At 69.5% G+C, this 3839-nt stretch carries 4 protein-coding genes and 3 pseudogenes; 5 read left to right on the top strand and 2 right to left on the bottom strand.

Translation table 11 applies throughout. The features are described from left to right. Positions 1-271, top strand: a pseudogene (locus ABZZ74_RS52885) (amidohydrolase); the annotation flags it as partial. Positions 272-284: 13 nt separating this feature from the next. Here the strand turns inward: ABZZ74_RS52885 and ABZZ74_RS52880 are convergent. Beyond that, positions 285-437 carry a hypothetical protein gene (locus ABZZ74_RS52880; RefSeq protein WP_356951266.1) on the bottom strand — a complete coding sequence of 51 codons (153 nt, stop codon included), beginning with the start codon at positions 435-437 and terminating at the stop codon, positions 285-287. 307 nt (positions 438-744) lie between these two features. Beyond that, positions 745-1350: an ISAs1 family transposase gene (locus tag ABZZ74_RS52875; protein ID WP_356951265.1), complete on the bottom strand. Its 606-nt coding sequence runs from the start codon at positions 1348-1350 to the stop codon at positions 745-747. Positions 1351-1625: 275 nt separating this feature from the next. Here ABZZ74_RS52875 and ABZZ74_RS52870 point away from each other — a divergent pair. The 4 genes and pseudogenes from ABZZ74_RS52870 to ABZZ74_RS52855 all read left to right on the top strand — a co-directional run. Further along, a pseudogene (locus ABZZ74_RS52870) lies at positions 1626-1995 on the top strand (RNA-guided endonuclease TnpB family protein); the annotation flags it as partial. A gap of 681 nt (positions 1996-2676) precedes the next feature. Further along, on the top strand, positions 2677-2799 hold the full coding sequence (locus tag ABZZ74_RS52865; protein ID WP_356951264.1) for a hypothetical protein: 123 nt from the start codon (positions 2677-2679) through the stop codon (positions 2797-2799). A 274-nt stretch (positions 2800-3073) separates the two neighbouring features. Next, positions 3074-3253, top strand: coding sequence for a hypothetical protein (locus tag ABZZ74_RS52860; protein ID WP_356951263.1), 180 nt, complete (start codon positions 3074-3076; stop codon positions 3251-3253). Continuing rightward, a pseudogene (locus ABZZ74_RS52855) lies at positions 3244-3839 on the top strand (transcriptional regulator); the annotation flags it as partial. The gene ABZZ74_RS52860 and the pseudogene ABZZ74_RS52855, both read left to right, overlap by 10 nt.

The raw sequence follows: 3839 nt of genomic DNA, 5'->3' as shown, positions 1-3839 counted from the left end.
GGGGCTGGCCGAGGCCCGCGCCCTCGACGCCCGCCGCAACGGTCGTACGGCCCTCGCCGTCAGCGGCCCCATGGTCCGCGAGCGCGCCCCGAGGATGACCGACGTGCGCCTGCGGCTGGCCGCGATGGGTATCCACCGCGGGGACGTGCAAATGGTCAGCCCGTCCCCCTCGCACTACCACTACTGGGCGGACGAGGAGACGGCCGAGAAGGTCTACCGGCTCGCCAACGAGGCAATGGCCGCTCACTGCGCCCAGGCGTACTGGTGGAGGTAGCAGGGCTTGATCAAGTTCCGTTGAGGTCGGGCCTGGGGTTGATGCCCAGGATGGGGAGGGCTCGTTCGGGTTCGTCACGGATGGCGCGGGGTGCGTTGCCTGCGTGGACGGTGGAGGCGTCCTCGGCGAAGGTGCGGTCGCGGATGTGGTGTTGGGCTTCCACGGTCCAGTGTCCGCGCAGGTGGGAGGCGAGTTTGGCGGGTGTTGCCTGGTGGACGTCGAGGCTGGTGAGCGCGTAGACGGTCTCGCGGGTCTCTTTCCTGCCGGTCTCTTTACGGCGGCGGTGGACGCGGAGGGCGAGCTTTGCGTGGGGAAGGCGATGCCGCCGAGGTTGTCGGCGATGGCGAGAGTCTTGATCGAGCGGGACTCGCGGCGGCCGTGTCCCTTGTTCGAGGCGGTGTGCTGGATGGCCACCGCATGCCAGTCCAGACCGTCCAACTGGGCCCAGGCGGTGGGCTGATTGGTCTTGATCACGGCACGTAGTGCGCCTTCTTGGTCTCGGCCAGCCAGGCAACGTTGGCCTTCACGGTGTGCAGCGCGTCGAAGGTGACCACGTCCCCGTCGAGGTCGAGCGGTGCGAGCAGGGGCTGGAAGTGCCGTGTCTCGTTGGTCTTGGACCCAACCTCGGCCTGGGCGAGGGTGACCGGGCAGCCGTGGGTGACGGCGGACAGCAGGTGCCGGCGGGGCTGGCCTGGGCGGGCGGAGCCGCGCAGTGCCTTGCCGTCCACGGCGATCACCCGTCGCCTGCCCGGGGCTGCGGTCACGGCGGTGCGGCGGTGGGCCAGCCAGGCTCCCACGGCCGCATCCAGTGCGTCGGCGTTGAGACGCTCGAGGACTCTTCCGATTGCCGACCTGGAGGGCGCGTGCCGCCAGTGCAGCAGGTGACGGCGCACGCCGAGCGTGGCGAGCAGCCCCGTGTCGGCGCGGGCGCCCCACTCGGCGAGCTCGTCGATGGTCCGGGCTCCCGAAACCGCGGCGGCCGCGCAGACCAGCAGGATCGAGGTCAACGAGTACCAGCGGCCTCGCCGGGAGCGCGGATCGGGCACCGCCTTCAGGAAGACATGCAGGTCAACCATGTCGTCCAGGTTGATCGGACCCAGCTTGGCCAACACAGCAGGGATCGGGGAAGATGAGACAGCGGACACGGGAACCCTCTTGATCACTTGGCTTAGACACCTGAATGATCACGGATCCCGTGTCCGCTCTGTCATCCACCCCAACCCGCGGCATCCTCAGGCCAGTTGGGCGATCCCGGGAACTTGCGCAAGCCCTGTGGAGGTAGGCCCCGGTTTCCCGGTCGCCGAAGACCCATCGGTTGCGCCTGTGCGGGCTGAACTGGCCGAAGTAGCTACTGGAGCGGCAGGCCGCACACCGCAAGACGTTCCGCAAGAAAGGGGAGAAGACCTCCAAGCGGTTGCAGCACACCTACGACCAGATCAAGCAGCTCCGAGCAAAAGCCACGCGACGAGCCGTGGACTGGCTACCAGACCACCACCTACCTCGCCCGCACGTACGGCGTGCTGGTGGTCGAACAGCTCAACATCCTCGGCATGACCAAAGCCCCCCAGCCGAAGCCCGACCCCGAGCAGCCAGGCGTGATCCTGCGCAACGGGGCCAGGGCGAAGGCCGGACTCAACCGTGCCATCGCCCAGGAGGCGTGGGGGCGGACGGTGACGATGCTGACGTACAAGAGCGCCCGCTACGGCGGCCGGCTCGTCAAACCGCGGCGTCCGGCAGCCACTTCGGTGACACGGCAGGCGGTACCTGCCCGGCTGTGGCACCGTGGAGGAGCTCCTGGCCCGCCGCTTTCCTCGTGTGGCGGGCCAGGACACCGACCCCGCCGTTCTGACGCATGCTCCGTGCTGGTGAGCGCACCCGGCACGGAGCCTCGGTGAGCGACGACCGTGAACTTCCCTGTGCCGCGTGGTCGGTGTCATGCCCCGGACGGCGGCGGTCGCATCGGCCCGCTGACTGGACGACGTGAGCAGCGGACGGCGGTCTGAAACCAGGCGCATCGCTTCACCGGCACCATTCCTCGAGGCTCGGAGTGCGGGGCCAGCCTGACGGACGCACGCTGAAGCCATGAGTAGCCGGACTCCACCAGGCCCTCCGGGCGGTCCGCTCAGAGCTCCGGACCACCCCCACTGTCCGGCGCTTCCCCAAGCCTGAATTCCCGGCGTAACGGTGACGGCGGGCACGTGCGCCTGGGGGGAACTGGTGTTCCCGGTTCCCGGTAGGGAACCGGCGGCTCCCCTACCGGCGCCAGTACGCTGTCCCCGGCCTGATCCGCCGCCACATGGGCAACCTCACCGACCGGGACGTCCGTTACTGGCACCTGGTCGCGGCCACCGTCATCGCCGCGGAGATCGCGCTGCCCCCCTGCGCTACTCATCCCGCAGACGATGCCGTACGCGGTCGTCGCTGGCATCGGAATGCACGCCGCCTTCACCTGCCTCAAGCCCCGTCAGTTCATCACCTTCTCCGGCCTCACAGCCGGCACCTACGTCGCCTTCGCCGCTGACTGACGGCGGGATTCCGTGCGGTCGTCCAGCGGCCTCGGCGATCTGCTGCCTCCGCTGTCCAAGTGGGGCAGCGAGAGGCGGGCGATCTTCCATCCCTTCGCCGACCTTCGTGAGTTCAGGGACGGAGTAGGGTCAACTCCGAGGCGTACGAGGCAGGGGAGGGGACTTCCGTTGGGCCAGGTGTGGATCGCGACGCACAACGCGACCGTGGCAGGCGGCCGGCGCGAACCGGTACCCCGTCTGGTTCGCGCTGGTCAACGCGGAGGACATCCGCACCGTGTACGTCAATACACGTGAGAGCGCCGGAACGTCGGTCGTCGCCCTCGTCAAGGGTTCCGGCCTCGACGGCAACGGAGACTCCACCGTCCTGGCCTCCCGTTTCGAGCCCGCTGGCACGCAGGACCTGCCCGCGCTGCCCCCGCTGTTCCACCTCGACCTGATCGAGACTCTGCCCTGACCCAGCACTCCGGCGATGTCGAGGCGGCCACCGCGGCGCTGGTCAAGCGGGCCATCCCGGACGCGATGACGCTGCTGGTCGCCACCCGCAAGGACGGCCGCTACGACGTGATCGCGCACCCGTGGCTGCCGGACGTCCTGCGCAAGCAGACCGCCCGCGGCGCCGACCAGATCTGGGAGGCCCGCCCCAAGTGGACCCGCCCCGAACTCCCCACCGGGCGTACACCAGTTGACCGCGCTCGACATCAACGGGGCCTACCTGTCCGCGCTCAAGACCCATTCGCCGATCGGTCAGCTGGAGCACTCCACCGGCTTCGACCACGACCGCCGCCGCGCCGGCAGCCACCTGATCACCCTGCCCGCCTGGGACCGCGACGCCTACCTGCCCAACCCGCTCGGCAGACGCGACGAGCCCGGCCCGCTGTGGGTCACCGAACCCACCCTGGCCTGCTGCTGCGCCTGTCCGGACCGACGTACCAGCTGTGCGAGCCGCCCGAGATCCACGAGTCGTTCACCTCCGGCGCCACCGAGAACCTGCTGGAGAAGTTCCGCATCGCGCACGAACAGCAGCCCCCGCCCGCGCACGG

Source organism: Streptomyces sp. NPDC006476 (assembly GCF_040612015.1).
In the GTDB taxonomy this organism is placed as follows: domain Bacteria; phylum Actinomycetota; class Actinomycetes; order Streptomycetales; family Streptomycetaceae; genus Streptomyces; species Streptomyces griseorubiginosus_B.
The sequence above is the reverse complement of the archived record's forward strand: the minus strand, read 5'-3'. Positions and strand labels throughout refer to the sequence as shown.